General features: G+C 68.6%; 20 protein-coding genes and 2 tRNA genes. 15 read left to right on the top strand and 7 right to left on the bottom strand.

Annotated features, from left to right (window positions below; all coding sequences use genetic code 11):
• The first annotated feature begins 99 nt into the window (after positions 1 to 99).
• The 4 genes from K254_RS23275 to K254_RS0113705 all read left to right on the top strand — a co-directional run bounded on the left by K254_RS23275 (position 100) and on the right by K254_RS0113705 (position 3498).
• Entirely contained in the window at positions 100 to 2142 is a 2043-nt protein-coding gene (locus K254_RS23275; RefSeq protein WP_231391868.1) for a DEAD/DEAH box helicase, read from the top strand.
• 379 nt (positions 2143 to 2521) lie between these two features.
• Positions 2522 to 2593, top strand: a tRNA-Thr gene (locus K254_RS0113715).
• Positions 2594 to 2653: 60 nt separating this feature from the next.
• Positions 2654 to 2727 (top strand) — tRNA-Met (locus K254_RS0113710).
• A 120-nt stretch (positions 2728 to 2847) separates the two neighbouring features.
• Positions 2848 to 3498 carry an NAD(P)H-binding protein gene (locus tag K254_RS0113705; protein ID WP_026555847.1) on the top strand — a complete coding sequence of 217 codons (651 nt, stop codon included), beginning with the start codon at positions 2848 to 2850 and terminating at the stop codon, positions 3496 to 3498.
• A 40-nt stretch (positions 3499 to 3538) separates the two neighbouring features.
• Here the strand turns inward: K254_RS0113705 and K254_RS0113700 are convergent, their stop codons facing one another.
• Positions 3539 to 4450: an Lrp/AsnC family transcriptional regulator gene (locus K254_RS0113700; RefSeq protein WP_026555846.1), complete on the bottom strand. Its 912-nt coding sequence runs from the start codon at positions 4448 to 4450 to the stop codon at positions 3539 to 3541.
• A gap of 284 nt (positions 4451 to 4734) precedes the next feature.
• Between K254_RS0113700 and K254_RS0113695 the strand changes: the two genes are divergently transcribed.
• The 9 genes from K254_RS0113695 (at position 4735) to K254_RS0113655 (ending at position 16342) form a co-directional block, all read left to right on the top strand.
• The gene (locus tag K254_RS0113695) at positions 4735 to 5592 is read left to right on the top strand and encodes a transporter substrate-binding domain-containing protein (RefSeq protein WP_026555845.1); all 858 of its coding nucleotides are present in this window, start codon (positions 4735 to 4737) and stop codon (positions 5590 to 5592) included.
• Between the two features lie 74 nt (positions 5593 to 5666).
• Positions 5667 to 6401, top strand: a complete 735-nt coding sequence (locus K254_RS0113690) for an amino acid ABC transporter permease (protein WP_026555844.1) — start codon at positions 5667 to 5669, stop codon at positions 6399 to 6401.
• The gene (locus K254_RS0113685) at positions 6398 to 7207 is read left to right on the top strand and encodes an amino acid ABC transporter ATP-binding protein (RefSeq protein ID WP_051389229.1); all 810 of its coding nucleotides are present in this window, start codon (positions 6398 to 6400) and stop codon (positions 7205 to 7207) included. The genes K254_RS0113690 and K254_RS0113685 overlap by 4 nt, the downstream gene beginning before the upstream one ends.
• Positions 7197 to 8219 (top strand): C-terminal binding protein, encoded by a 1023-nt coding sequence (locus K254_RS23270; RefSeq protein ID WP_051389228.1) that lies wholly within the window; start codon positions 7197 to 7199, stop codon positions 8217 to 8219. The genes K254_RS0113685 and K254_RS23270 overlap by 11 nt, the downstream gene beginning before the upstream one ends.
• Before the next feature lie 46 nt (positions 8220 to 8265).
• Positions 8266 to 9930, top strand: coding sequence for an amidohydrolase (locus K254_RS0113675; RefSeq protein ID WP_026555842.1), 1665 nt, complete (start codon positions 8266 to 8268; stop codon positions 9928 to 9930).
• A 49-nt stretch (positions 9931 to 9979) separates the two neighbouring features.
• Complete coding sequence (locus K254_RS0113670; protein WP_026555841.1) at positions 9980 to 11620, top strand: thiamine pyrophosphate-binding protein; 1641 nt, start codon at positions 9980 to 9982, stop codon at positions 11618 to 11620.
• A complete protein-coding gene (locus K254_RS0113665) occupies positions 11620 to 12996 on the top strand; it encodes an aldehyde dehydrogenase family protein (protein WP_035750196.1) in 1377 nt (458 codons plus the stop codon). The genes K254_RS0113670 and K254_RS0113665 overlap by 1 nt, the downstream gene beginning before the upstream one ends.
• 43 nt (positions 12997 to 13039) lie before the next feature.
• Positions 13040 to 14668 carry a peptidase M20 gene (locus tag K254_RS0113660; RefSeq protein ID WP_051389227.1) on the top strand — a complete coding sequence of 543 codons (1629 nt, stop codon included), beginning with the start codon at positions 13040 to 13042 and terminating at the stop codon, positions 14666 to 14668.
• A 102-nt stretch (positions 14669 to 14770) separates the two neighbouring features.
• The gene (locus tag K254_RS0113655; RefSeq protein WP_026555838.1) at positions 14771 to 16342 is read left to right on the top strand and encodes a Na+/H+ antiporter; all 1572 of its coding nucleotides are present in this window, start codon (positions 14771 to 14773) and stop codon (positions 16340 to 16342) included.
• A gap of 360 nt (positions 16343 to 16702) precedes the next feature.
• On the opposite strand, the gene K254_RS0113650 is transcribed toward K254_RS0113655, so the two are convergent.
• A complete protein-coding gene (locus tag K254_RS0113650; protein WP_026555837.1) occupies positions 16703 to 17890 on the bottom strand; it encodes an ROK family protein in 1188 nt (395 codons plus the stop codon).
• Positions 17891 to 18050: 160 nt separating this feature from the next.
• On the opposite strand from K254_RS0113650, the gene K254_RS0113645 reads away from it, so the two are divergent.
• Both K254_RS0113645 and K254_RS0113640 read left to right on the top strand, forming a co-directional pair.
• A complete protein-coding gene (locus K254_RS0113645) occupies positions 18051 to 19748 on the top strand; it encodes a glycoside hydrolase family 13 protein (RefSeq protein WP_231391937.1) in 1698 nt (565 codons plus the stop codon).
• Between the two features lie 65 nt (positions 19749 to 19813).
• The gene (locus tag K254_RS0113640; protein ID WP_026555835.1) at positions 19814 to 20761 is read left to right on the top strand and encodes an aldo/keto reductase; all 948 of its coding nucleotides are present in this window, start codon (positions 19814 to 19816) and stop codon (positions 20759 to 20761) included.
• A gap of 115 nt (positions 20762 to 20876) precedes the next feature.
• Here the strand turns inward: K254_RS0113640 and K254_RS0113635 are convergent, their stop codons facing one another.
• The 5 genes from K254_RS0113635 to K254_RS23265 are packed head-to-tail and all read right to left on the bottom strand — an operon-like array spanning position 20877 to position 26059.
• Positions 20877 to 22220: an LLM class flavin-dependent oxidoreductase gene (locus K254_RS0113635; RefSeq protein WP_026555834.1), complete on the bottom strand. Its 1344-nt coding sequence runs from the start codon at positions 22218 to 22220 to the stop codon at positions 20877 to 20879.
• Positions 22221 to 22222: 2 nt separating this feature from the next.
• The gene (locus K254_RS0113630; RefSeq protein ID WP_026555833.1) at positions 22223 to 23161 is read right to left on the bottom strand and encodes a TauD/TfdA dioxygenase family protein; all 939 of its coding nucleotides are present in this window, start codon (positions 23159 to 23161) and stop codon (positions 22223 to 22225) included.
• Between the two features lie 56 nt (positions 23162 to 23217).
• Positions 23218 to 24132, bottom strand: coding sequence for an ABC transporter permease (locus K254_RS0113625; RefSeq protein WP_026555832.1), 915 nt, complete (start codon positions 24130 to 24132; stop codon positions 23218 to 23220).
• Positions 24132 to 25013, bottom strand: a complete 882-nt coding sequence (locus K254_RS0113620; RefSeq protein WP_026555831.1) for an ABC transporter ATP-binding protein — start codon at positions 25011 to 25013, stop codon at positions 24132 to 24134. The genes K254_RS0113625 and K254_RS0113620 overlap by 1 nt, the downstream gene beginning before the upstream one ends.
• Complete coding sequence (locus K254_RS23265) at positions 25010 to 26059, bottom strand: ABC transporter substrate-binding protein (RefSeq protein ID WP_035750193.1); 1050 nt, start codon at positions 26057 to 26059, stop codon at positions 25010 to 25012. The genes K254_RS0113620 and K254_RS23265 overlap by 4 nt, the downstream gene beginning before the upstream one ends.
• Positions 26060 to 26385 lie beyond the last annotated feature (326 nt).

Raw genomic sequence — 26385 nt, 5'->3', positions numbered from 1 at the left:
TGCGGCGAGAAGTCCTGCCAGGGATGAGCTGTAACGGCTGGATTTCTTTGTAATGCGGCACCCTCGCCGCGTGGCCCTATGAATGAGGACTTAATTCCCATGTCTGAAAACACCACCGAAGAAACCACCACGGAAGACGCCGTCATCGACGAGCCCACGGTCCTCTTCACCGACCTTGGCATCGACGGCCGCGTCCTGGCCGCCCTGAGCGATGTTGGCTACGAGAAGCCCTCGCCCATCCAGGCCGCCACCATCCCGCTGCTGCTGGAAGGCCGCGACGTCGTCGGCCTGGCCCAGACCGGTACGGGCAAGACTGCCGCCTTCGCCATCCCGGCCCTGTCCCGCATGGCCGAGCTGATGGACCTCAACGGACCCACCAAGGACACCCAGATCCTGGTGCTGGCCCCCACCCGCGAGCTGGCCCTGCAGGTTGCAGAGGCATTCTCCTCCTACGCGGCCCACATGCCCGACTTCTCCGTGCTGCCGGTCTACGGTGGATCCGCCTACGGCCCGCAGCTGGCCGGCCTGCGCCGCGGCGCCCAGGTTGTTGTCGGTACCCCGGGCCGTGTCATCGACCACCTGTCCAAGGGCTCCCTGGACCTGTCCAACCTCCAGTACCTGGTGCTGGACGAGGCCGACGAGATGCTCCGCATGGGCTTCGCCGAGGACGTCGAGCAGATCCTCTCCAAGACGCCTGACACCAAGCAGGTTGCACTGTTCTCCGCAACGATGCCCGGTGCCATCCGCCGCATCTCCAAGCAGTACCTGAACAACCCCGCCGAGGTCACGGTCAAGTCCAAGACCACCACCGGTGCCAACACCCGCCAGCGCTTCCTGCAGGTCATGGGCCCGCACAAGCTGGATGCCCTGACCCGCGTCCTCGAGGTTGAAGAGTTCGACGGCGTCATTGCCTTCGTGCGCACCAAGATGGCCACCGAGGACCTCGCCGACAAGCTGCGTTCACGCGGTTTCCAGGCTGCAGCCATCAACGGTGACATCCCGCAGCAGCAGCGCGAGCGCACCATCGAGGCACTGCGCGAGGGCAAGATCGACATCCTGGTGGCCACCGACGTCGCCGCCCGTGGTCTTGACGTTGAGCGCATCACCCACGTGATCAACTACGACATCCCGCACGACACCGAGTCCTATGTGCACCGCATCGGCCGCACGGGCCGCGCCGGCCGCTCCGGCGACGCGATCCTGTTCATGACCCCGCGTGAGAAGTACCTGCTGCGTGCCATCGAGAAGGCCACGCGCCAGCCGGTGGACCAGATGCACCTGCCGAGCGCCGAGACCATCAACTCGCTGCGCCTGGGCAAGTTCGCCGACAGGATCACCGAGACCCTGGCCTCCGAGGATGTCGCGAAGTTCCGCGACCTCATCGCCAGCTACGAGCAGGAGCACGACGTTCCCGCCTCGGAGATCGCTGCCGCTCTGGCCGTCATGGCCCAGGGTGGACAGCCGCTGCTGGTCAATGACCTGCCGGCCGCTCCGGATTTCCAGAAGAAGGACCGCGCCAAGGACGGCTTCGGCTCCCGTGGCCCGACACGCACCCTCACCGAGGGCAACGCCACCTACCGCATCGCGGTGGGCCGTCGCCAGCGCGTGATGCCCGGCTCCATCGTTGGCGCCATTGCCAACGAGGGTGGCCTGTCCTCCTCACAGATCGGTGGCATCGACATCCGTGCCGACCACACCCTCGTTGAGCTCCCCGCCGAGCTGAGCAAGGACCAGTGGCGCGCCCTGAGCAAGACCCGCATCGGCGGCGAGCTCATCCACCTGGAGCTGGACAACGGACGTCGTCCGGCCAGCGCCGGTGCTTCCGCTGCCGGCGGCGGATTCCGCGGCCGTGAGGACCGTGGAGACCGCGGCCAGGGCGGCTTCAAGAAGAAGTTCGACGGCGACCGCGGCGGCTACCAGGGCGGCGGCGACCGTGGCGGCTACCAGGGCAGCTCCGACCGTGGCGGCTACCAGGGTGGCGGCGAGCGCGGCGGCTACCAGGGTGGCGGCTACAGCAACGACCGTGGCGAGCGCGGCCAGGGCCACACCGGCACCGGTGGCGGCGACCGTCGTCCCCGCCACGGCAAGGATGCAGGCGCTGGCGTTGGCGCCAAGGATTTCAACCGCAAGGGCAAGTGGTAGGTCCTAGGACCCACCTGCCGTCGGCCTAGCCGAACGGGCATTGCATAAAGAGGGGCCGTTCCAGTCAATCGACTGGGACGGCCCCTCTTTATGCGTGCCGGCCGATCCAAATCGAGGCAGCACTTGTGGCGGCCTCGAGCCGTCCGAACCCGCCACAGCTGCTGGGTCGATGGGAGGGGCCTCCCATCGATGCCGCAGGTGGCGGAATGTGGCGAAGGTCACTGGAAAAGTTCTGTCGAAGGCCTCGGAAAAGCGTTCTTGTGGAGCCTGCCGCGACGACTGGAAATCCCCGGAATTCCGCGGTTTTTGCACCGTTGTACGTCCCATGTTTGCCTCGATTTCGCATCCGGCAAAACCACTGGTAAAGTATTTTCTCGTTGCCCCCCTAGCTCAGTGGTAGAGCGCGTTCTTGGTAAGAACGAGGTCACCGGATCGATTCCGGTGGGGGGCTCTGAATGGGAAGGCTCGTGTCAATCGGTTTTGGCCGGCTGCTCGAGCTATTCCCATTTATGGCGGCGTAGCTCAGTTGGTTAGAGCGCACGACTCATAATCGTGAGGTCGGGAGATCGAGCCTCCCCGCCGCTACAGAGAAAAAGAAGGGCCGGAAGCATCAGCTTCCGGCCCTTCTTTCGTTTAAGCGTCCTGTGCCTGTGGCGGCGGGTGGGCTAGCGTGGCAGGGGACACCGGCTGCGGAAGGAACCCACCATGGCACGCATTCTGATTATCGGCGGACACGGCAAGATCGCACTCCAGTTGGCGGAGGTTCTGACCCGCAGCGGCCACCAGGCGACCTCCGTCATCCGCAGGGACTCCCAGGCCGCCCGCATTGCCGAAACCGGGGCGCAGCCGCTGGTGCTGGACGTTGAGCACTGCACGACGGCGGAGCTGGCCGCGGCGATGGCCGGGCACGACGCCGTCGTCTGGTCTGCGGGCGCCGGTGGCGGGAATCCGGAGCGCACCTATGCCGTGGACAGGGATGCGGCCATCATGTCCATGGCGGCCGCCGCGGAGGCGGGCGTGGAGCGCTATGTGATGGTGTCCTATCTGGGTGCCCGGCGGGACCATGGCATCGACCCGGAGAACAGCTTCTTTGCCTACGCCGAGGCCAAGGCTGCGGCGGACGACCATCTGCGTGGCACGGGGCTGGACTGGACCATTCTGGCCCCAGGCGCGCTGACCGATGAGCCCTCCACCGGCCGCATCAACCCGGAACCTTCGGGGTCCGACACCAGGACCTCCCGCGCCAGCGTGGCGCTGGTGGCTGCGGCGGTGCTGGAACTCCCTGGAACGGCCGGACGGACCATCCGATTCACCGACGGCGGCATTGACATTGCTGAAGCCTTGGGCGGGCCCTGACGCCGCCGGTACCGGAGGCGTCAGGGCCCGCAGCGGCCCGCTAGGACCGTGCGGCCACCAGATTGTCCAGCGGCTTCTCGTAGCGCTCCTGGAGGATGCGCAGGTGCAGCCAGGAGTCGGCGGAGGCCACTGAGTCCAGATCCCGCAGCTGGTCCAGGATGGTGTTGAGCTCATCCAGCGAGCTGACGCCCACGGTGGCCACCAGATCATGGCGGCCGAAGCAGCTGGCGATGAACTCCACCCCGGGGGTGTTGGAGAAGAACTCGACGGCCTCCTCCGTGCCTGAGACTGTGGTGATGCCAAAGCCAAAGGCCATGGAGCCCGATGAGCCCGTCCGGTTGATGATGGGGCCAATCTGCATGACCCTGGACTCCAGCAGCCGCAGCACGCGGGTCCGGGTGGCGCTGGCGGACAGGCCCACGCATTCGCCCAGCGCCTCGAAGCCCATGCGGCCGTCCTTCTGGAGTTCGCCCATGATCCGCAGGTCCACGCCGTCGAGCTCCAGGCCCTGCACCAGCGGCTCCTTGTTCAGGAACAGGCTGCGCACCACCTCCTTGTACATGAGGACGTCGACGGCGGCGACGCCGTCCGTTGCGCGGATGGCGTCCACCTGCTCGTAGAGCTCGGCCACGGTGGGCACCCGCAGTTCGGTGATGATGCCATAGTGCCCGGTGGTCAGCGAGGCGAAGACGGCGCCGTCCAGCTCCGCCAGCTTCGCCAGGACGGCTTCGGCGGATCCGCGCAGCTGGATGGAGAGGTGGGCCACGGCGTTCAGGCCCAGCACCCGGGGGTGGATGGCTGCGACAATGCGCAGTTCGCCGGAGGCGGCAAGCTCATTGAACTTCGCCGTGACCGTCGAACGGGTGACGCCGAGCTGCTTGGCGAGATCGCTGAAGGAGGCCCGGCCGTCGGCCTGGAGCAGGCGCACCATCCGGCCTTCAAGGTTATGCATGGTCTTCACAATAAGCGCCTGCCGTAGCTGCCGGGGGAGCGGTGCCCCTGGGGCGGGTGCGCCCGCCCGGACGGGATTTCATTCAATAACTGCATCCTACGCTCTTGATACAACAACTCTGGGGCTACTTCGTGTAACAAACACGCAAATAATGTGTGAAGTGGCAGTCTCACAGAAAATTTGTTGGCTTAAGCGGCAATCTTGGCTAGCATCGTGACCAGCGCCACATTGATCCGCATAGCGCTCGCCGCTCCCGGCGAACCGTTCATCATTGGAGACCTGTAATGCACGCATTCACCAAGACCGCCGTTGCCGCCGCCGCCCTGGCCCTGCTCCTGAGTGGTTGTTCCTCCACCCCGTCCCCGACCCCGGCTGGCAATGGCGCCACCGCGGCGGCGAAGGCTCCGGAGGGCCTGGCCAACGCCGGCAAGCTGACCCTTTGCATCGACCCCGAATACGCACCGCTGGAGTACTACGCCAACGGTTCCAGCGGAACCATTGAAGGCTTCGACGCCGACGCCGCCCGCGCGCTGGCTGCCCACTGGGGTCTGGAAACCAAGTTCGAGGTCACCACGTTCGATGGATTGATGCCGGGTCTGCAGAGCAAGCGCTGCGACGCCATCTTCGGCGGCCTGTACATGAGCGAGGCCCGCCTGGCCGTGGCCGACGCCGCCCCGGTGATGAATGCCGGCCCCTCGATCCTCGCCAGCCCCGACAACGCAGCGAAGATCAAGGACCCGCTGGACCTGTGCGGACAGTCCGTCGCCGCCCAGACGGCCTCCTCCAACGCCGCCCGCATCACCACGCTCAAGGACGAGTGCAAGGCGGCCGGCAAGGACGAGCCCAAGCTCACCGAGTACCCGAAGACTGCCGAGACGGTCCTGGCCGTCATCAACGGCAAGTCCCAGGCTCTGATCGAAACCAATGTGGCCGCCTCCTACATGGCCTCGCAGAACGCCGGAAAGCTGGCCGTGGCCGCCAACGTCTTCGCCACCGACACCACCTTCGGCGTCTTCAGCCGCAAGGGCGACCCGATCTCCCCGGCCATCGCCGAGGCGCTGAAGGCTCTGCACCAGGACGGCACCCTGGCCAAGATCGCCACGGACAACACCCTCGACGCCGCCATCGTCGACGTCTACTAACCCCCTCTGCCGGGCGACCGCAATGGTGCGGGCGCCCGGCTCCCCAAGACACCCAAGAGATAAGGAAAGATCCGATGGAGTTTGATCTCGGCATCTTCGTCCAACAGCTCATCAGCCCGGACTATGTGAAGGGCGCGTTTCTCTCCGTTGCCGTGGCCGTGCTCGCTTTGGTCCTGGCCACCGTCATCGGCTTCATCATGGCCCTGGGCCGGACCTCCAAGAGCAAGGTGATGCAGGGCCTCTCCGGCCTGTACATCTGGTTCTTCCGGGCCATCCCCGCCCTGCTGGTGCTGCTGATCATCTGGAATGCCCTGCCCCAGCTGTTCCCCGTGCTGCGCCAGGACTGGTTCTCCCCGTTCATCGCCGCCTTCATTGGCCTCGGTGTCGTCGAGGCGGCCTTCATGGCAGAAATCATCCGTTCGGCCCTCATCAGCATCGACGAGGGCCAGGGCCTGGCCGGCCGCGCGCTGGGCATGTCCCCCTGGAAGGTGATGACCAAGGTGGTGCTGCCGCAGGCCATCCGCATCGCCCTCCCGCCCACGGGCAACGAGTTCATCGGCCTCGTGAAGTTCTCCTCGCTGGCCTCCGTGATCTCGCTCCAGGAGCTGCTGACCACGGCCCAGGTGGGCGTGAACATCACGTTCCGCTACGCGGAGTACTACGCCGCCGCCATCGTCTACTACCTGATCATCGTTACGCTCCTGACCCTGCTGCAGAGCTACGTGGAGAAGAAATTCCTATGGACATCTCGTACAAAATCCAAGAAGCCATCCATCCAGGCACCCCAGTCCGCGGGCGTGGCATCATGACGCACGCCGCCAGCGCCCCGCAGCTGGGCGACACCTGGAATGACAGCCAGCCCGTGCTGAAGGTGCGCAATCTGCACAAGACCTACCACGACCAGCAGGTCCTCAAGGGTGTGGAGTTCGACATCCACCAGGGCCAGGTCAAGGCAGTGCTGGGGCCTTCGGGCTCCGGCAAGTCCACCATGCTGCGCCTGATGGCGCTGCTGGAGCCGGCCGACGACGGCGAGATCACCCTGCGCGGACGCCGGATCGGCGTGCGGGAGCGCGGTGGGGCAACGATCGCCCTGCCCGAGCGGGAGCTGGCCAAGGAACGGGCGAACATCGGCATGGTGTTCCAGAAGTTCAACCTCTTCCCGCACCTGTCCGCCTGCCGCAACGTGATGCTGGGCCTGACCAGTGTGAAGAACGTTCCGCACAAGGAGGCCGAGGCACAGGCCATGGCCATGCTGGAACGCGTGGGCCTGTCCCACCGCGCCGGCCACTACCCCTCGGAGCTCTCCGGCGGGCAGCAGCAGCGCGTGGCCATCGCCCGCGCCCTGGTCATGAACCCGACGGTGCTGCTCTTCGACGAGCCCACCTCGGCCCTTGACCCGGAGCTGGTGGGGGAGGTCCTCGATGTCATGGAGGGCCTCGCCAACGACGGCATGACGATGATCGTGGTCACCCACGAGGTGCGCTTCGCCCGCCGGGTTGCCGACGAGGTGACCCTCTTCGACAGCGGCATCATCGTCGAGCAGGCCGCACCGGACGAGTTCTTCGACAATCCCCAGCACGAACGCACCAGGAAGTTCCTCAGCCATGTCCACTAACGCCACTTCCACCCTGATCCCGGGAGTCCGCCCCCTTGCCGTGTACACGGACATGGAGGACATCGACCATGCCTCCGGCGTCGCCCTGCTGGAGCAGCACGGCTACGAGGTCCGCTACCTGGGCACGCAGGATTCCGACGTCATCGCGGCCGAGTCCACCGGCGCCGAGGCGCTCCTGGTGGGCTATGCGCAGGTCACGGCCGAGGTCATGGACGCCATCCCCGGGCTGAAGCTCATCGCGCTGCTCTCAATGGGCTTCGACAATGTGGACCTCGACGCCGCCAGAGAGCGCGGCATCTGGGTGACCAATCTGCCCGGTATCGCCACCGAGGAGGTGGCCTCCCACGCACTGGCCCTGGCCCTGGCCTCCACTCGTGAGCTGTCCTACTTTGCCGAGCGCGTGGCTGCCGGCGATTGGAACTCCCGACCGGACTCCGCCGTCTTCCGGCTGAGCCAGCAGCGCCTTGGCCTTGTGGGCCTGGGCCGGATCGGCACCAAGCTGGGTGAGATGGCCTCCCGCGTCTTCGGCGAGGTCATCGGCTACGACCCGTTCCTGCCGGACACCGCCGAGACCCGGGCTCTGCTGTCCGACGCCGGAATCCGCCGGACCACGCTGGAGGAGGTGCTCGCGGAATCGGCCGTGCTGTCCCTGCACGTACCGCTGAGCGAGGACACCCACCACCTCATCAACGCCGAAACGCTGGCCTCGATGCGCCCCGGCAGCTACCTGGTCAACGTCAGCCGCGGCCAGCTGGTCGACAACGAGGCCCTGCGGGAGGCCATCGATTCAGGCCATCTCCGCGGCGCCGCCCTGGACGTGCTCGACGTCGAGCCCGCCCCGGCGGACCATCCGCTGATGGGCCACCCGCGGATCCTCGTCACGCCCCACGTCGGCTTCCTCTCCGAGCACACGCTGGCCGAGTACATCAGGGTCCAGGCCCAGAATGTGCTCTCGCTGGCCGCCAACGGCACCCCCGACACCCCGCTCTTCGTTTTGGAGCCGGCCGGCTGATTGCCGCCCGGATTCGAACCACTTCTAGCAAGCAAAGGTCAGCCCCATGACAACCCAGACTTCCCCCGGCACCGCCGTCGTCCCGGCAGCCACGCTGTTCCTGGGCGGCACCATCCGCACCGTAGACGCCGCCAACTCCGTGGCCGAGGCCGCCCTGGTGATCGGCAACACGATTGCCGCCGTGGGCTCCGAGGCACACTGCCGTGCCGAGGCCGCCCGCCTGAGCACCTCCGACGTCGAGGTTGTTGACCTGGCCGGACGCACCATGGTGCCCGGCTTCACCGATCCGCACGCGCACCCGCTGATGTACGGCCAGCTGCTGTCCTGGGTGGACTGCGGCCCCGAGGCGGCCCCGGACATCCCCACCATGCTGGCGAAGCTGGCCGCTGCGGCCGAAGCCAACCCGGGAGAGGGCCCCATCCGCGGCTACGGCTACGAACACCGCAACCTGGCCGAGCAGCGCCACCCCACCCGCCAGGAGCTGGACACGGTGTCCACCACCCGCGAGGTCTACGTGATGAACGCCAGCGGCCACGGCGGCGTCGTCAACTCCGTCACGCTGGCGCAGGCCGGCATCACCGACGCCACGCCCAACCCCGACGGCGGCACCTTCTTCCGCGACGCGGCCGGTTCGCTCACCGGCGAGCTGTCCGATGCCGCCTGCGACATCCTCACCGGCGCCGACGGCGTGAAGCTGGGCCACCACGGCCCCAACTTCCACCTCGCCGACAGCAAGGACCAGCACCGCGCGCAGCTGCTGCACGCGCAGCGTAACTTCCTGGCCAACGGCGTCACCACCATCGGCGACTGCCAGGTGACCCGGCGCGAATTCTCCGCCTACCTGGACCTGGTGGAGCGCGGCGAACTGGTCACCCGCATCAACGCCTACTTCCTCTCCAGCCTGCTTGACGAGGTGCTGGAGCTGGGGCTGGTGGACAAGTTCGGCGACTCGCTGCTGTCCTTCGCCGGCATCAAGCTCTACGCCGACGGCACGCTGGGCGGCTGGACCGCCTACTTCCCCGAGGGTTACCGCGACGATCCCTGCCGCACCGGCTCGCTCTACCACGAGCCCGCCGAGTACCGCTCGCTGGTGGCCCGGGCGCACAGCGCCGGCCTGCAGACCGCCACCCACGCGCAGTCGCCGACGGCGATCCAGCTGGTGATCGACGCCGTCAAGGAGGCCGTTGCCGCCAGCCCGCGGGCCGACCACCGCCACCGCATCGAGCACTGCGGACTGCCCACCCCGGAGCAGATCACCGAGATGGCCGAGCTGGGCATCCTGCCGGTGAACCAGCCGCAGCACTACTACAACTGGGGCCCGGGCGTGCTCGATGCCATCGGGTCGCCGGGGGAGCGCTTCAACCCGCTGGGCGAATTTGTGGCCGCCTCCGTGCCCGTCACCATGAGCTCCGACGCCCCGGTGGCCGAGCCCCGTCCGCTGGAGGCCATCCAGACCTCCATCACGCGCACCACACGCTCCGGCGTGCAGCTGGGCGGGGACGAGCTGAAGATCGACGCCGTCCAGGCGCTGCGGGCGCACACCATCAACGGCGCCCGGGCCATGGGCCGCGAGCGGGACCTGGGTTCGCTGGAGACCGGCAAGCTGGCCGACTTCGTGCTGCTGGCCGCCGATCCGCTGGACACCCCCGCCGGGGACATCAGCGCCATTGCGGTGCTGCAGACCTGGGTCGACGGCGTGCGGGTCTTCTAGCCCGCCCCTCCGCCGCCACCTTCATCCTCCTGAGCGCAAAGGATTTCCCATGAACACCCTTGAAAGCACAGCACCCGCCACCACTGATGCTGGCGCGGACACAGCGGTCCCGGAAAACAACGTTGGCCTGGCCGTGATGGCCACGCTGCGCAACTACGGCATCGACACCATCTTCGGCATCCCCGGAACCCACAATCTGGAGTTCTACCGCCACCTGGCACCCCTGGGCATCCACCCCGTGACGAGCCGCCACGAGCAGGGCGCCGGCTACGGCGCCGATGGCTGGAGCCAGATGACGGGCCTGCCTGGCGTCGTCATCACCACCTCCGGCCCCGGTCTGCTCAACGCCCTCTCCGCAACGGCGACGGCGTACTGCGAGTCGCGCCCGCTGATCGTCCTCTCCCCGGGGGCGCCGCGCGGCAGCGAATTCTCCGACATCGGCTCCCTGCACGAGACGCGCGACCCCACCGGCGCCGTCGCCGCGCTGATCGGCCGCAGCACCCGCGTGGCCAGCGGAGCCGAGGCGGTGGAGATCATCCACGAGGCGTTCGCGCTGTTTGCCCACGGCCGTCCGCGCCCCGTGCACATCGAGATCCCGCTGGACCTGCTGGAATCCGCCCACGACGTTCCGGCGGAGCAGCTGGCCGCCCGCGATCTGGGCCCGGCCCGGAACGCCAACGACGAGGCCGTGGCCGCCGCTGTGGCGGTCCTGTCGCAGGCAACGAATCCCGTGATCCTGGCCGGCGGCGGCTCCCTGCGCGCCGGCTCGGCGCTGCTGGCCCTGGCCGAACTGCTGCAGGCCCCGGTGGTCACCACGCTCAACGGCAAGGGCGCCATCCCCGAATCGCACCCGCTCTCGCTGGGCTCGGACATCCGCCTCTCCGCCGCGCAGGACCTGTGCAACGGCGCCGACGCCCTGCTGGTGGTTGGCTCCAAGGTGGGCGAATCCGAGCTGTGGGGCGGCAGGATTGCGCCGGCGGGCAGCTGCATCCGCATCGACATCGACCCGGGCCAGCTCGGCGTCAACCTCTCCGCCGACATCGAGCTGGTGGGCAACTCGGCCGCCGTCGTGCCGGCCCTGCTGGCAGCCCTCGCCGGCCACCGTGCGGCGGCAGAAGCGGATGTCTCGGACCTGAAGGCCTCGCTGCAGGCCGAGGCCCGGGAGATGTCCCCGGTGCTTGCGCGCATCAATGAGATCCTGGCCTCGGTGCTCCCGAAGGACACGGTGATTGGCGGCGACTCGTCCCAGATCACCTACTTCGGCACGGCGTCCTTCTTCCCGATGGATTCCGCCCACCAGCTGCTCTACACGCCCTGCTACGCCACGCTCGGCTACGGCCTGCCAGCCTCCATCGGCGCCAAGGTGGCAGCGCCGGACCGTCCGGTGGTCTGCTTGCTCGGCGACGGCGCGCTCATGTTCGCCGTGCAGGAATTCATCACCGCCGTCGAACAGCGCGTGGATCTGCCGATCATCTGTGTCAACAACGGCGGATACGGCGAGATCAAGGCGAACATGGCCGACCGCGGCATGGCCCCGGTGGCAGTGGACCTCACCCAGCCCGATTGGGTGAAGCTGGCCGAGGGCTTCGGCCTGGCCGCGTTCTCCGTGGAGGACCTGGACGAGCTCGGCCCCACCGTCACCAAGGCGATGGCCGTGCGCGGCCCCAGCCTGATCCATGTGACCATCTGATGACAGCGGGCACCGTTTCCGTTTCCCCGGCCGCCCCGGCATCCGGCCCTGACTTCACCGAGGCCGCGTATACCGAAGCAAGTCCGGACATGGCCCAGGCCGCCGCCGCGGCGGCGCAGCGGGGTTTTGCGAGCTGGTCCGCCACGGCGCTGTGGGAGCGTGCCGCGGTGCTCCACCGGGCGGCCCGGCTGCTGCTGGACCGTAAGGACCAGTTGGCCCGGCTGGCCACCCTGGAAACGGGCAAGCTGCTCAGCGAGGCCCGCGGCGAGGTGGAGCTCTGCGCGCAGATCTTCACCTTCTACGCCGAATCCGGCCCGGGATTCCTGGCCGAGGAGCCGCTGCCCTACCCGGGCGCCGCGGTGGTGCGCCGCCCTCTGGGGGCCATTCTGGGCATCATGCCGTGGAACTATCCCTACTACCAGCTGGTCCGGCTGGCCGCACCCAACCTGCTGCTGGGCAATGCGGTGCTCATCAAGCCGGCCCCGGCCTGTGCCCGCTCCGCCCTGGCGCTGGAGCAGCTGCTGTTGGACGCCGGTGCCGCGCCCGGCGCCTATTCCACGGTGCTCGCCTCCGTGGCGGACACCGCGGCCTTGATTGCCGATCCGCGCATCCAGGGCGTCTCCCTCACCGGCAGCGAGCGGGCGGGGGAGGCCGTGGGCGCCCTGGCCGGTGCGGCGCTGAAGAAGCATGTGCTTGAACTCGGCGGCTCGGATGCCTTCATCGTGCTGGACACCGAGGATCTGGATGCCGTGGTGGAACTGGCCGCGGCGGCCCGGATGGAGAACTGCGGACAGGCCTGCAACTCGCCCAAACGGTTCCTCGTGGCGGAGGCGCTGTACGAGGGCTTCGTTGAAAGGCTCACCGCCCGGCTGGCCGGCTACGTCCCCGGGAATCCGCTGGATCCGGCGACGACGCTGGCCCCGATGTTCTCCGCCGCTGCGGCCCGGGCGCTGCTGGCCCAGGTCCGCGACGCCGTCGACGCCGGTGCACAGCTGCACTGCGGCGGCTCCAGCACCGCTGACGGCGAGGAGTTTGTCGCCCCGGTGCTGCTGACCGGCGTCGTGCCCGGCATGCGCGCCTATGACGAGGAGCTGTTCGGGCCCGTCGCCGTGGTCCACGCGGTCACGGACGACGACGACGCCGTGCGGCTGGCCAACGATTCCCCCTTTGGCCTGGGCGCCACCATCTTCAGCACCGATCCGGCGCGCGCCGCCCGGCTGGGCGACCGGCTGGACGTGGGCATGGTCAGCGTGAACCAGCTTCCGCCGTCGGACGCCTGCCTGCCCTTTGGCGGCGTCAAGCGTTCCGGCGTGGGCCGGGAACTGGGCCGGCTGGGCCTGGAGGAGTTCGCCAACAGAAAGCTTGTGGTCCGCTAGGCGGGCCCCACCACACCACCGACTGACCGAGGAAAAGGACGCCATGACAGAGACCACCGTGCCCGTGAAGAACCCCGGGCTGAAGAACACCGCCTGGGGCTGGGTGGATGGAGCACAGGAGCAGCTCTCCGCCTGGCACACCACCATCTGGGAACTGGCCGAGCCGGCCTGGCGCGAGTACGAATCCTGCGCCTGGTACGTAAAGACACTGCGCGAGCACGGCTTCACCGTGGAGGAGGGCAGCGCCGGCATGCCGACGGCCTTCGCCGCCGAATGGACCAGCCCCGCCGGCCCCGGCGCGCGGATCCTGGGCTACGCCGAGTACGACGCGATCCCCGGCAACTGCCAGGCCGCCTCCACCAAGCGGGAGCCGCGCATCGGCATGTCCCGCTTCGCCCCGGGGCACACGGATCCGCACTCGGCGCTGGGTATCTCCACGCTGGCCGGCTTCCTGGCTGCCAAGGAAGCCATGGAGGCGCACAACATCCCCGGCACGCTGGTCTACACCGGTGAACCGGCGGAAAAGGTGCAGGGCTCCAAGGTGGTCCACGGCCTGCGCGGCTACTACGACAACCTTGACGCGATCATCTCGTACCACCCGTTCTACATGATGCCGCTGTGCAACACCGCCCGCTGGGACACCCACTGCGGCTCGTACTATTCCAAGGTCTACACCTTCACCTGCGACGACCCCGAGGGTTGGGGCAACACCTACGGGGACAGCCCCATCCCGTCCTCGCACTCGGCCGCCCGCGCCCCGGGGGCCGACGCCGCGCTGTTCACCATGTTCTCCCTGACCAAGACCACCCAGGATTCGATGCTGCCGCAGGCCGGGGGCTGGTCCCTCTCCGAAGCCATCCTCAGCGCCGGACAGGCGACGGCGGACAACCAGCCGGCGGGCCTGGCGCAGATCCAGTACTCCTGGCGTTGCCCCTGCCTGGCCGAGGCCGACGCCGTGCTGGCCGTGCTGGACCGCAACGCCGAGCTCGCCGCCGCTGCCTCGCACTGCACCGTCAGCACCCGCTGGGTGGCCCGCAACCGGCCCGGCATCGCCAACCACACTGTCGCCCAGGTCGCCTGGGAGAACATTGCCGCCGTCGGGGCCCCGCAGCTCTCCGAGCGGGCACGTGAGATCGGCCGCGACATCCAGATCTCCTGCGGCGTGGAGCCGATGGAGAACCCCTTCCACCCGGCCACCGAGCAGCTCATCAGCCCGCAGGATGCCGAGGCCGAGCTGCGCCGCCACCTGCCGGCCACCCAGCTGAACTGGACCAGCGACGACTACGTGGAGATGAGCTGGTACGCCCCAACCATCCGCTTCTACACGGCCCGCCCCACGCTGGCTCCGGACGGCAATGGCACGGCGTACCCGGGGTGGGCGATGACGGCCATGGGCGGCATCCCGGAAACCATCGACCCCACGATCATCGCCACGGGCAAGATGGTGGCAGGCATGGTGTTGGACCTGCTGACCTCGCCGGAGACGTTGGCCGAGGCCAAGGCCGAGTTCGAGGCGGAGAAGATCCGCCGCGGTTCCGTGGCGCCGCTGCTGCCCGCCGGCTTCAGCGCCCCCATCGACTTCCGCTGGCCGGAGTACATCGGCGAGGGCGAGGAGCGCCGCTGGTGGATCCCGGTCTCCGAGGAGCCCTGGAACACGGCCGCCGGGCAGTAGACAGTGCAGCGGCTGCTGCCTCCGCGCCGGTAGCGTGGAGGCAGCAGGGTTCCTTTAGTGCGGACCACGCTGCGCAAGTGCACCCGAACCGAAAGTGGGCCCGTGGACCAGCTGGCATTGATCATCGGACTTCTCTTCGCCACGGTGGTGGCAGTGGGTGTGGGGGACCGCCTCCGCCTGCCCTATCCGGTGCTGATGCTGCTCTTCGCCGCGGGATTGACGTTCATCCCCGGCTTCCCGGACCTGCGGATCGACCCTGAGCTGATCCTGCCCGTCTTCCTGCCGCCGCTGCTGTTCGCCACGGCGCAGCGCAGCTCCTGGTCCGTTTTCAAGATCCGCTGGCGCACCATCGTGCTGCTGGCGGTGGCGCTGGTGGTCCTGACCACCGTGGTGGTGGCAGGTGCGGCCTGGCTGTTGATCCCCTCGATCGGCATCCCCGCGGCCATCGCCCTGGGCGCCATGGTCGCTCCGCCGGACCCGGTGGCCGTGGAATCGGTGGCCGGGCGCGTGCACATGCCGCGCCGGCTGATCACCGTGCTGCAGAGCGAGGGCCTGTTCAACGACGCCGCCGCCATCGTGATCTTCCAGGCCGCGGTGGCCAGCGCCGTCGGCGGCACCGAGATCGGCTGGGGCGTGGCGGGGAAGTTCATCCTCGGTGCGGTCATCGCCGTCGTCATCGGTGTCCTGATGGGCTGGCTGACCAGCCTGATCACTCGGCTGGTCACCTCGATGGTGGCCCGCAGCGCCGTCACCCTGGTGGTGCCGTTCACCGCGTACATCCTGGCCGAAGAGGTCCACGCCTCCGGTGTCATCGCCGTCGTGGCCACAGCGCTGGAGATCAGGCGCCACGCCCGCCCGCAGGATGCCGCCGAGCGGATCACCCGCACAGCCTTCTGGGATGTGGTGGAGCTGCTGGTCACGGGCCTGGCCTTTGGCCTAGTGGGCCTGGAAATCCGCGAGGTGATTAAGGCCGAGGGCTCGGCGATCTTTGGCATGCTGGGCATGGCCGCCGCGGTCTGCGTGCTGGTGTTTGCCGTCCGCTTCCTGTGGCTGGCCCTGCTGGCAGCCGCGGCCCGGCGGCGCGGCAGCGATCTGCCGCCCACCGGCTTCAAGGATGTGCTGATTCTGACGTGGTGCGGCATGCGCGGTCTGGCCACCCTGGCCCTGGCTTTGGCACTTCCCGTCACCCTGTCCGACGGCACAGACTTCCCGGCCCGGCACGAGATCATCGTGATTGCCTGCGCCGTGCTGCTGGCCACACTCGTGCTGCCGGGGCTCACGCTGCCGTGGCTGATGCGCGTGCTCAAGGCCGCGGACGACGGCGTCGAGGAGCAGCAGGCGGCGAAGGAGCTGGCCGCCCGGGCGCAGTCGGCGGCCATCGCAGCTTTGAAGGACACGGACCTCATCAGCCAATTGCCGCCGGAGCGGATCGCGCTGGTGAAGGAGAAGATGACCCGTCTGCATGCGGAGCTGCTGGATGGCACCATGAAGAACGAATCCGCGGAGCAGCAGCGCCAGCGCGGCCGCGAACTGGCCATTGCTGTGCAGACCATTGCCCTCGACGCCGCCCGCCAGGAGGTGCTCTCCGCCCGCAGCGAGTCCGGCACCGACCCCGAAGTGGCCGACCGTGTCCTCCGCCAGCTAGACCTCCGCACCATGATGATGCCCGACTAAGACCACTCCGGGCGGGGAGACCGCTGGTCGAGCTGGGCCCACGGCCGCCGGGTCCCCACCCGAGCTTGCGAGGGCGGGGTGCGGTGGGGAGCGAGACCCCCGGCAGCCGCCGGCGGCAGGTTCGGCAATTTCCCGGCGACTGTGACACCAGGCCGCAAGCGGCCACGTGTCCCTTGACGTCGCCTACGGAAATTGCCTGCCCTGCCGCCCGGCTTCAGCTCGAGCGGGGGACCCGATCAGGATGCGCACCCGATGTCAGGATGCCGTTTCCCGCCTGGGACATGGCTGCTTTTGCGTCCTCAGCGGGAATCAGCGTCGCCGTCGGATGGGGAATTGCCGAACCTGCCGCCGGCCCGCCGGCTACGCGAGCTCGAGCTCGGGGGCGTGGGATTCTACGTAGTCCAGGGCGTGCCGGGCGGCGCCGAGGGCGACGACGTCCGTCCCCAGTGGCGAGGCCGCCACACGGGGCGGCGCCACAGTCAGCGCCGGCAGCCGCGCGTCGATGCCCTCCAGCAGCGCCCCGGCCGAGGCCGCGACGGCGCCGGCCAGCACCACCAGCTCGGGGTTGGCCAGCGAGCCCAGCGCCGCAATCACCCGGGCCATCCGCTCCGCCAGCCTCTCCAGCAGCGCAACGGCCACCGGGTCGCCGTCGTGCGCGGCGGCAAACACCAGCTCCGCGCTGACCGGTCCACCCGCGGCCAGGGCCGCCAGCCCAGGCGCACGGCCCTCGTCCACTGCCGCCTGCCCCCACTCCCGTGCCAGGTAGGCGATGCCGTGGGTGCTGCCCACGCCCGCCACAAGTTTCAGGAAGTCCATTTCACCGGCGCTGCCGCCATGGCCGTGCAGCAGCCGGCCCGAATCCATCAGCCCGGCACCCAGGCGCTCGCCGGCCAGCAGCACCGCCAAATCCTCCACGCCCTGCGCCGCTCCGCTCCAGCGTTCGGCCAGCGCCGCCAGATTGGCATCGTTTTCCACCAGGACCTCCCAGCCGTGCCGCGCCCTGAGGGCCTCGCGCAGGTCGACGTCGAAGAGCGCCCAGAACGGCTGCCCGGCGCGGATCCGCCCGTGCTTGTCGATCGGGGCCGGCACGCCCGCCGCCGCGGCCAGAATCCGATCCGCACCGATGCCCGCCTGGGCCAGGGCTGCCAGCGCGGCATTGCTGGCCAGCTCCACCCGCCCTGCGGCGTCGAGCTCAAGCCCGGGAGAGGGAAGCACCGCGCGTCCCAGGACGGTGCCGCGCAGATCAAGCACGACGGCGGTGGTCTTGCCGGCGCCCACATCCAGTCCCAGGACGGCGCCGGCGTCGGCGTTGAGCTCAAAGCAGCGGGCCGGGCGGCCCTTGGCGGCGCCGTCGCGCGGGCCATCCAGTTCAAGGATCCAGCCGGCGGCCGCCAGTTCGTCGCAGACGGCCATAACCGTTGCGCGGGTCAGCCCGGTTCCGGCCATCAGTTCGGTGCCCGTCACCACCGTCCCGGCACGCACGGCGGCCAGGACGGCCGCGGCATTGGCCCGGCGCAGGGAGGCCGGGGTGGCGGGGGTGGAAACCATGGGTGCTTGACCTTCGCTGGGGAATGGGGGCATGCTGGTGCAGTACTTAAATTTAGATTCTATCTAAATGCAAAGCAAGCCCCCGGCAAGCCACCACTCGTTGAAAAGGACTCCCGTCTTGACCACTGCACCGCAGGTCGATCTGACCCTCTCGCCGCGCATGACCGACCCCGACTGGTGGCGCCAGGCTGCCGTCTACCAGATCTATCCGCGCAGCTTTGCCGATTCCAATGGCGACGGCATCGGCGACCTGAAGGGCATCACCGCCAAGGTTCCCTACCTGCAGGCGCTGGGCATCAACGCCGTGTGGCTGAGCCCGTTCTACCCCTCCGCTCTGGCCGACGGCGGCTACGACGTCGACGACTACCGCAATGTGGACCCGAAGCTGGGCACCCTGGCGGACTTCGACGAGATGACGGCCGCGCTGCACGCCGCCGGCATAAAGCTCATTGCCGACATCGTCCCCAACCACTCCTCGGACCGCCACGAGTGGTTCAAGGAGGCGCTGGCCGCCCCGAAGGGATCCGCCGCCCGCGAGCGCTACATCTTCCGCGATGGCAAGGGCGAGAACGGCGAGCTGCCCCCGGCAGACTGGACCTCCGTGTTCGGCGGCCCGGCCTGGGAGCGCACCACCGACGCCGACGGCACGCCCGGCCAGTGGTACATGCACATCTTTGCCAAGGAGCAGCCGGACCTCAACTGGGACAACCCCGAGGTCCGCGAGGACTTCCTGAAGACGCTGAAGTTCTGGTCGGACCGCGGCGTGGACGGCTTCCGCATCGACGTGGCCCACGCGCTCACCAAGGACCTCTCCGAGCCGCTGCCCAGCACGGCCGAGCTCGGCGTCGAGGGCCAGCTGCTGGACGGCAGCCACCCGTTCTGGGACCGCGACGAGGTCCACGGCATCTACGCCGAGTGGCGCAGGCTGTTCAACCAGTACACCCCGCCGCGCACCGCCGTCGCCGAGGCCTGGGTCCACGCCTCGCGCCGCGCCCGCTACGCCAGCCCCGAGGGCTTGGGCCAGGCGTTCAACTTCGACCTGCTGCAGGCCGATTTCGACGCCGACGCCTTCCGTAGCATCATCACCAAGAACCTGGCCGAGGCCGAGGCGACGGGCGCGTCGTCAACGTGGGTGTTCTCCAACCACGACGTCGTCCGCCACGCCACCCGCTATGGCCTGCCCAAGGCGCTGGAACTGGCCGAGGCCACTCCCACCGTGGCCGCTCCCGGCGCGGATGCAAACAGCGAGGAGGCCAAGGGCCAGGATGGCAAGGCCTGGCTGCTGGCCGGCGGCAAGCCGTCGGATGTGGATGCGGAGCTTGGCCTGCGCCGGGCCCGCGCCGCCACCGCGCTGCTGCTGGCACTGCCCGGATCGGCGTACCTGTACAACGGCGAGGAGCTGGGCCTGCAGGAGGTGGGGGAGATCCCCGAATCCGAGCGCCAGGACCCCGCCTTCTTCCGCAACCCGGGCGTGGACATCGGCCGCGACGGCTGCCGCGTGCCGCTGCCGTGGACGGCGGACGGATCCTCCTACGGGTTCGGCTCCGACGGTGCCCACCTGCCCCAGCCGGAGTGGTTTGCCGGCTACGCCGCATCCGCCCAGGACGGCGTCGACGGCTCCACGCTGGAGTTCTACCGCAGCGCCCTGGCCCTGCGTACGGAACTGCAGGGTGCGGAGACGCTCCAGTGGCTGCCGTCGGCGGCCGACGTCCTGCACTTCACCCGCCCGGGCGGCTGGCATTCGGTGACCAACTTCGGCACCACCGCCGTCGAGCTGCCCGCCGGCAAGGTGGTGCTCGCCAGCGCACCGCTCGTCGATGGGAAGCTGCCTGCCGACACCACGGCCTGGCTCGTGTAACGATTGACCAACTGCGGAACCCCGGCCCGGCGCCGGGGTTCCGCTCCGTTAACGAAGGAGTGCCGGTGGAGACTGCAGGGGAATTGATCTACGGCTGCATGGGCCTCGGTGGTCCGTGGGATGCCACCGAGTATGGCGCCGCTGAAATTGATGGCGCCGCGGCAGCCATTGGCGCGGCGCGGCGGATTGGCATCACCGTCTTTGACCACGCCGACATCTACGGCGGCGGCAAGTCGGAGGCGGTGTTCGGCGACGTCCTCGCCCGGAATGAAGGACTGCGCGGGCAGATCCGGATCCAGACCAAATGCGGCATCCGTCTGGGCGAGGGCGGGCTGGACGCCTACTACGACCTCAGCCGGGAGGCGATCCTCGAGCGCACCGCAGCCAGCCTGGCCCGGCTGCGCACCGACTACGTGGATCTGCTGATCCTGCACCGGCCGGACCCCTTGATGGATCCCGGCGAGGTGGCGGCAGCGCTCACCTTCCTGCATGCCGAGGGAATGATCGGCGGCGTGGGCGTGTCCAATATGTCCGGTGCGCAGATCGCTCTGCTGCAGGACCGGCTGGAACTGCCCATCGAGGCCAACCAGCTGGAAATGAGCCTGCGCCAGCGGGCCTGGCTGGAGAGCGGCGTGCTCATCAACCACCCCGAGGCGGCCCAGTACCCGTTCCCGCACGGCACCCTGGAACACTGCCGCCGCCACGGCGTCGGCCTGCAGGCCTGGGGCGCCCTGGGCCAGGGCGTCTATTCCGGCGCACCCGGGGAGGCCACGGACGCGGAGCGGGCGACGGCGGAACTGGTGGCCGCGCTCGCCGGCCAGAAGGGAACCACCCCGGAGGCCATCGTTCTTGGCTGGTTGATGCGCCACCCCGCCGGGATCTCCCCGGTCATCGGCTCCACCAATCCGGACCGGATTGCCGCCTGCGCCGATGCCCCGGAACAGGCCCGGCTGATGGCCACCACCGAGTGGTACTCGCTGTACCTCAGCGCACGGGGCGGACCGATTCCGTAGACGGCGGTCCTGGCACTGAAGCAGCCCACCTTTGCGGCCGCCACGCCCGGTCCGGATCAAATCCGGGCGGCGTACGTCCCAAAGGTGGGCTGCTTCGGCAGTGGCCGGGGACAGCTCAGACGGCCAACAGTGCTGCCTGCTGCACCGGTGGCCGGACAGATGGCCGGGCCAAGCCGTAGTGCTCCCGCAGTGTGCGGCCCGTGTACTCGGTGCGGAACAGCCCGCGGCGCTGCAGGATCGGCACCACCAGTTCGACAAAGTCATCCAGCCCGCCGGGGAAGGTGGGCGGCATGATGTTGAAGCCGTCCGCGGCACCGGTGGTGAACCACAGCTCGATCTCATCAGCCACCTGCTCCGGGGTGCCGATGAAGGTGTAGTGGCCCCGGGCGCCCGCAATCCGCTCGGTGACCTGGCGGATGGACAGCGATTCCCGCCGTGCCAGCTCCACCACCAGTGCCTTGCGGCTCTGCATGCCCTCGGTGCCGGCCGGCAGCTCGGGCAGCGGGCCATCCAGCGGCAGACCGGACAGGTCCACATCCAACATTGCCGACAGCTGCCGGACGCCGTACTCCGGGTTGACCAGCGAGTTCAGCTGCTCATGCTTGGCCTGCGCCTCAGCCCGGGTGCGTCCAATGTACGGGCTGATCCCGGGCAGGATCTTCAGCTCCCCGGGCAGGCGTCCGTAGGCGCCCAGCCGTCCCTTCAGGTCCGCATAGAACTCCCGCGCGGATTCGACGCTCAGGTGCGCGGTGAAGACGGCCTCGGCGTGCTGCGCCGCGAAATCCTTCCCGGCCTCGCTGGACCCGGCCTGGACCAGCAGGGGATGGCCCTGCACCGGCCGGGGCAGATTGAGCGGCCCCTGGATCTGGAAATGCGCGCCCTCGTGGTTGATGGGACGGATCTTTGCCGCGTCGGCGTAGACGCCGGCCGCCTTGTCCGCCACAACGGCGTCGTCCTCCCAGCTGTCCCACAGGGCCTTGGCCGTCGAGACGAATTCATCGGCACGTTCGTACCGCTGAGCATGGTTGGGCCGCTGGGACAGATTGAAGTTCAGCGCCTCGCCCTGCCCGGCCGAGGTGACGATGTTCCAGCCCGCGCGGCCGCCGCTGATCCGATCTACAGAGGCGAAGGCCCGGGCCAGCGAGTAGGGCTGGTTGTAGGTGGTGGAGGCCGTGGCAATCAGCCCGATGTGCTCCGTCGCCGTGGCGAGGGCCGCCAGCAGCGTCAGCGGCTCAAAGGAATGCTGGGGGTTGAAGGCAATGTTCGCCGACACGGCCAGACCGTCCGCGAGGAAGACCGAGTCCAATCGGCCCCGCTCGGCGGTCTGCGCCGCCGCCACGTAGTGGGCCAGCGTCAGCTCCTCCAGCGGTGCAACATCCGGATGCCGCCACGCTGCCTCATGGTGGCCCGTTCCGTGCAGGAAGGCATTGAGATGCAGCTGCTTCTGGGAAGAGGCCATGGTCAGCGCACCGGCGCGATCACGGAGTAGGTGGAGGAATCGCCCTGCAAGGCCTGGCTGGGCTTGCCCTCGATGCTGACGGGCACGTCGCCGGCGATGGTCACCCGGTTGAGCGTGCGGGGGAGGCCGTCGTAGTTGTCCGGCGCGTAGTGCTGGGTGATCCGGTTGTCGAAGAGCACCAGCTGGTTGGGCTCCCAATTGACCCGCACCACGTTCTCCGGGCGCACCACATAGGCCTGCAGGATCCGGATGATGTCCTTGGACTCCGTGTTGGAGAGCCCCACAATCCGCAGCCGCTGGGCAAAACCGCCGATGAAGAGCCCGCGCTCGCCGGTCAGCGGGTGGACGCGGACCACCGGGTGGACCGTCTCGAAGACCTGCCGGGTGAACTCCTTGCGGCGCTCGTCGGCGTTGGCGTGTTCCAGGTTCTTGGGCACGGAGTAGTCGTAGTCGTTGGTGTGGATGGCCCAGAGGGAGTCCGCAAAGGTGCGCAGCTCCGCCGGCAGGTCCTGGTAGGCGGCGGCGGAGGAGGCGATCAGCGTCTCGCCGCCATACTCCGGCACGGTGATGCTGCGCAGTGTGGAGGCCTGCGGCGGGTTCACGACGAAGGTGACGTCGGTGTGCCAGGTGTTGGCGGAGCCGTTCTCGCTGTCCACGGGAAGGACGTTCACGGCGCCCTCCACCGAGGCCACGGTGGGGTGGGCCTCGGTGAGCGGGCCGAAGTGGCCGGCAAAGCGGACCTGGTCTTCATCGGTGAGGATGTTGGCCTCACGGAAGACGAGGGCCTTGTGCTCGTTCAGCGCGGCACGGATGCCGGCGACGACGTCGGCGGAGAGTTCCCCGCGCAGGTCCAGGCCGCGGATTTCGGCGCCGATCTTTGAGCCCAGTTTGGTGAAGGCGAGGGTGGTTGAAGCAGTGCGGTTTTCGGTGACGATGGTCATTTCGGTGTCCTTTGCTGTGGTGGTGCTGGGTGGAGTTGAAGTGGAGGAGTGCAAAGCTAGGCGGTGATCGCCACGCGCCAGCGGGAGAAGTGCCGTTCGGCCGCCACCAGGGCGGTGTTCACGGCCAGCCCCAGCAGCGAAACCGCCAGGATGCCCGCATACATCTGCGGGATCAGGAAGCTGCTCTGGGCATTGATGATCAGGTAGCCCAGGCCGGCCTTGGCCCCCACCATCTCCGCGGCGATCAGCACCAAGATGGAGGCGGTGCCGCCCATCCGGATGCCGGTGAAGATGGTGGGCACGGCGGAGGGCAGGATGACCTTTTGGAAGAGCGAGAAGCTGTTCAGGCCCAGCGATTTGGCGGCCCGCACGAGCAGCGGATCCACGGTGCGGACCCCTGCCACGGTGTTCAGGAGCACCGGGAAGAACGCCGCGTAGGCCACGATCGTGATCTTGGATTCCTCCCCGATCCCCAGCAACAGGGTGAAGACCGGCAGCAGGGCCAGCGCCGCGGTGTTGCGGAACAGCTCCAGGAGCGGGTTCAGGAAGGAGTGCAGCGGCCGGTACCAGGCGATCACCAGACCCAGCGAAACGCCCAGCACGACGGCGATGCCGAAGCCGGCCGCGGACCGGGTGATGCTCGCCAGCAGGTGGTTTTGCAGCTGGCCGGTGCGCAGCAGCTCGGCCCCGGCCGCCAGCACCTCATGCAGGGGCGGCAGGAACACCCGGGTGGATGCGCTGGCCAGATAGGTGGGGCCAAACTCCCACAAGGCCAGAAACAGAATGACGGCGGCGGACTTCCAGACCCAGGAACCGGCCAGCGACGCCGAGCGCCGGAGCCGGCCCACCGCCGTCGTGCCCGTCTTTGTGGAATCGTTCCCGGCATTGGGGCCCGACGGCGCCGGGCCGGGCTGGACCGGTGCCGCAGGTGCGGCATCGGAGGCGGGGCGGTGGGTTGCAAGGGTGCTCATCAGGCTGCGCTCCTTTCGGGGAGGGGCTGCTCGTCCGGCGCCGTGCCGTCGGGGAGGATCTTGCGGTGTCCGGCGTCCTGGGCCCGTTGGACCTCGTCGTGGAGCAGCGACCACACCTGGTGCCGGTGGGAGACGAAGGCAGCGCTGGAACGGACGTCCGCGTCGGCACTGCGGTCGCCCAGGTCGACGTCGACGATGGCCTTGAGCCGGCCGGGGCGCGAGCTGAGCACGGCCACGCGCTGCCCGAGGTAGACCGCCTCGTCGATGCCGTGGGTGATGAAGATGATCGTCTTGCCCGTGGCCCGCCAGATGCGCAGGAGCTCGTCCTGCAGCTGTTCACGCGTCTGGGCGTCCAGGGCGGCGAACGGCTCGTCCATCAGCAGGATGTCCGGTTCGTAGGCCAGGCTGCGGGCGATGGCCACCCGCTGCTTCATTCCGCCCGAGAGCTCGTGCGGGTAGCGGTCCTCAAAACCGCCCAGCCCCACCAGCTCCAGGTACTCCCGTGCCTTGGCCGCGCGCTGGCGGCGGCTCAGACCGCTGCCCTCCAGGCCGATGGAGACATTGGTGGAGGCGGTCCGCCAGGGGAAGAGGGCGTACTGCTGGAAGACAACGGCGCGGTCCTTCCCCGGGCCTGTGACCTCGCGGCCATCCACCAGCACCCGGCCCGACGTCGGCCGGGTCAGGCCGGCGAGCAGGTCCAGCAGGGTGGTCTTTCCGGAGCCGCTGGGCCCCACCAGTGTCAGGAACTCGCCGGCGGCGACGTCCAGGCTGAGGTTGTCCAGGGCCACGAGGGTTGACGGTGCCGGGCCGTTCCGGGCGCCCCGGGCGGGGCGGACGGAGAATTCCTGGTGCACATGCTCAAGGCTGATCTTTGCGGTCATGGCTGCCCCTTCGATGCCGAAGTGGCGGGTGCGGACGCCAGCTGGTTGAACTGGTTGGTGTAGTACTTCCCCGGGTTGATGGCGCCGCTGATGATTCCGGTGTCCTTCAGCCAGGACTCCCAGCGGCTGAAGTCGGCGTCGGTGATGATGCCCGCGTTGGGCACCCCGACGCTCTTCCAGTACTTCAGATTGGCCGTGCTCTCGCCGCGGTTGCGGTCCGTGATGATCTTGGTGAAGCGGGCGATGACCTCTTCCTTGGGGGTGCTGGTTTCCCATTGGATGGCCTTTGCGACGCCGGTCGCGAGGGTGGCGGAGGTGTCGGGGTTCTGTGCGGCAAAGTCGTTGCGCAGCACCAGCTGTCCGCCGGCAAAGGCGCCGTAGAGCTCGTAGTCGCTGAAGATGGACCGCAGTCCGCCGGTGGCGACGGCGTGGTCCTGCAGGACGCCGGAGAGGGCGCCGATGTCCACCTGGCCGCGGCGGATGGCCTCCTCGGTGTCGTTGGGCGGCAGGACGACCAACTGGACCGACTTGATCTCCGCCTCGGAGAGGCCGTTCTTCTTCAGATAGCCGTTGATCACCGCATCGGCGTGGGCGCCGAGGGTGTTGACGGCGATCTTCTTGCCGATGAAATCCTTGGCGGAATGGATGGGGCTTCCGTCCAGGGCGTAGAACCCGATGAAGCTCTTCTCATCCTCGCCGTAGTAGTTGACCACACCCTTGACCGCGGCGCCGGCGTCGATCAGCTTCACCACGGCCCCCGCAAAGGCACCGCCGATGTCGGTCTGGTTGGTCGCCACCGACTGGATGTCCTGGGGGCCGGAGATGGTGTTGCCCACCCATTTGAGCTTGACGTCGCCCAGGTAGCCCAGATCCTCGGCCACCTCCAGGAGGGAGACGTTGTTGGCCGAACCCTGGTAGCGGACCTCCTTGGTCTGGGCCTGGCCCGGGGCGGCACCGCCGGCCGTGGCGGGGCCGCCGCACCCCGACACCGCCAGGGTGATCACGACGGCGGCCGTCACGGTCAAGAGTGGCAGGTATCGTTTCATGGCTTTCTTCCTGTTCGTCGCCCGGGGCCGGTGGATCCGCCGCCGTGGTGGGAACGATGCAACAGGAAATTCCGCCGCCGTGAAAGCGCCGTTTCACCCAAGGAAACCGGGCGAAACGCAGGGAAATCTTTGTCATGTGACGCCGTGCTGCGCCGTGTGGACCGCATGGCGACACGGGCCGCCATGCCAGGTCACCCGCGGTCATGCCGGGACGCGGGCCGGGCCCATCGGGGCGCTGAGGCAGCGGTGCGGCGTCGAAATGCGGCCCGCTGCAGCCGGAAGGGAACCGGCACCTGTCAAGACCCCGCACCATTTCACCGCGGCCG

It is taken from the genome of Arthrobacter sp. 35W, from assembly GCF_000482545.1.
In the GTDB taxonomy this organism is placed as follows: domain Bacteria; phylum Actinomycetota; class Actinomycetes; order Actinomycetales; family Micrococcaceae; genus Specibacter.
Note: the sequence above shows the minus strand (reverse complement) of the source record. Positions and strands in the feature narration are given on the sequence as shown.

Coding starts and splice junctions, on each gene's coding strand:
- K254_RS23275 (WP_231391868.1), top strand. CDS start 100: ATGTCTGAAAACACCACCGAAGAAACCACCACGGAAGACGCCGTCATC.
- K254_RS0113705 (WP_026555847.1), top strand. CDS start 2,848: ATGGCACGCATTCTGATTATCGGCGGACACGGCAAGATCGCACTCCAG.
- K254_RS0113700 (WP_026555846.1), bottom strand. CDS start 4,450: ATGCATAACCTTGAAGGCCGGATGGTGCGCCTGCTCCAGGCCGACGGC.
- K254_RS0113695 (WP_026555845.1), top strand. CDS start 4,735: ATGCACGCATTCACCAAGACCGCCGTTGCCGCCGCCGCCCTGGCCCTG.
- K254_RS0113690 (WP_026555844.1), top strand. CDS start 5,667: ATGGAGTTTGATCTCGGCATCTTCGTCCAACAGCTCATCAGCCCGGAC.
- K254_RS0113685 (WP_051389229.1), top strand. CDS start 6,398: ATGACGCACGCCGCCAGCGCCCCGCAGCTGGGCGACACCTGGAATGAC.
- K254_RS23270 (WP_051389228.1), top strand. CDS start 7,197: ATGTCCACTAACGCCACTTCCACCCTGATCCCGGGAGTCCGCCCCCTT.
- K254_RS0113675 (WP_026555842.1), top strand. CDS start 8,266: ATGACAACCCAGACTTCCCCCGGCACCGCCGTCGTCCCGGCAGCCACG.
- K254_RS0113670 (WP_026555841.1), top strand. CDS start 9,980: ATGAACACCCTTGAAAGCACAGCACCCGCCACCACTGATGCTGGCGCG.
- K254_RS0113665 (WP_035750196.1), top strand. CDS start 11,620: ATGACAGCGGGCACCGTTTCCGTTTCCCCGGCCGCCCCGGCATCCGGC.
- K254_RS0113660 (WP_051389227.1), top strand. CDS start 13,040: ATGACAGAGACCACCGTGCCCGTGAAGAACCCCGGGCTGAAGAACACC.
- K254_RS0113650 (WP_026555837.1), bottom strand. CDS start 17,890: ATGGTTTCCACCCCCGCCACCCCGGCCTCCCTGCGCCGGGCCAATGCC.
- K254_RS0113645 (WP_231391937.1), top strand. CDS start 18,051: ATGACCGACCCCGACTGGTGGCGCCAGGCTGCCGTCTACCAGATCTAT.
- K254_RS0113635 (WP_026555834.1), bottom strand. CDS start 22,220: ATGGCCTCTTCCCAGAAGCAGCTGCATCTCAATGCCTTCCTGCACGGA.
- K254_RS0113630 (WP_026555833.1), bottom strand. CDS start 23,161: ATGACCATCGTCACCGAAAACCGCACTGCTTCAACCACCCTCGCCTTC.
- K254_RS0113625 (WP_026555832.1), bottom strand. CDS start 24,132: ATGAGCACCCTTGCAACCCACCGCCCCGCCTCCGATGCCGCACCTGCG.
- K254_RS0113620 (WP_026555831.1), bottom strand. CDS start 25,013: ATGACCGCAAAGATCAGCCTTGAGCATGTGCACCAGGAATTCTCCGTC.
- K254_RS23265 (WP_035750193.1), bottom strand. CDS start 26,059: ATGAAACGATACCTGCCACTCTTGACCGTGACGGCCGCCGTCGTGATC.